Source organism: Rhodoferax sp. ZS1R8, from assembly GCF_056521325.1.
In genome coordinates, this window is the sequence record NZ_JBWMBA010000186.1 from 1 (window position 1) to 1064 (window position 1064).

Sequence of the window (1064 nt, forward strand, 5' to 3'; positions counted from 1 at the left end):
TCGGTGTCAGACATGTATTACTTTGCCTGCCACCCGCAGGGTGGTGCTCACTACATGGGTGGTGTGGTGGATCTGTTCCCGATCGAGCTGGCGCACCGCTTGGCGCACCGGGTGGTGATGGAATTCAAGGCACCGTTTGACCAGCTGATGTCGGTGCCCGCCTGGCGCGCCGTGCTGGGCACGGATGCCAACCAGCGGCTACGCCAGGTGCATGCGCAGTATGCCGATGTGTGGATAGACACATCGGACATCATGCAGGCGCTGTCCAAGCCCTATATGCGCAATGTGCTGGATTGGCGGCAGAACCGAGTGCGCCTGGAATCGATGCCAAGCTACGCCGAATTTGTACAACACATGGACGACCACTGGAACTACGGCTACGCGCGTGGCCGCGAGGCGTTTGCGCGAGACAAGCACGGTTCACAAGAAGGTATGCGCCTGGTGAACCGCTACAACCGGTAGTGCGACGAGAAGGCAGCATGCCCGCCGCCAACATGCTATCTTTTATATAGCATGTTAACTATATTTCACGGGGGCTATAGGCCATTCTTGCCAATAGTATTTTACAGACTGGGCTGCAGAACGACGCTGCGGTGGAGGCGCCGGTTGCTCTCTGGCCCACCGCGGCGGTGGTAGCCACGGTTGCCACCCATGTCGTGCGCGATACGCCTGCGCTGGTGGCGCCGGTCTGCCGACTGCTGGCGGATGGTGACGCAAAAATCGCCATTGGCGCCGGCCAGCATCAACCGCGTCATGGTGCCAAACACGGCGATCCAGGCTTGTTTGAGCGGCTCGGTCAGTGCATCGCCCAAGATTTGCCCCAGCGTCTGGATCAGGGCAACTTCAAAGTAAGGGTAGTGGTGGGACTGCACGCCGCATGCGGCGTTGACGCGGCCAATCTGCAGCAGCAGTGAGGCGTGGGTATCCAGCGTATGCATGCCTTTAATGGCGCAGACCAAAGGTCCGCATGACCATGTCGTCGCGCTCATCCACGTAACCGCTATAGGGGGCGACCAGCCAGGGGCGGCCGTGCAACAGATTGCAATGGAACAGCGCAGCGGCGG

Annotated in this window: 1 protein-coding gene and 1 pseudogene; one reads left to right on the top strand and one right to left on the bottom strand. The window is 60.3% G+C overall.

Going from position 1 to position 1064, the window contains the following annotated elements:
- Window positions 1-462, top strand: a pseudogene (locus tag AC097P_RS24865) (patatin-like phospholipase family protein); the annotation flags it as partial.
- 101 nt (window positions 463-563) lie between these two features.
- Here AC097P_RS24865 and AC097P_RS24870 read toward each other — a convergent pair.
- Complete coding sequence (locus AC097P_RS24870) at window positions 564-938, bottom strand: globin family protein (protein WP_479613086.1); 375 nt, start codon at window positions 936-938, stop codon at window positions 564-566.
- Window positions 939-1064 lie beyond the last annotated feature (126 nt).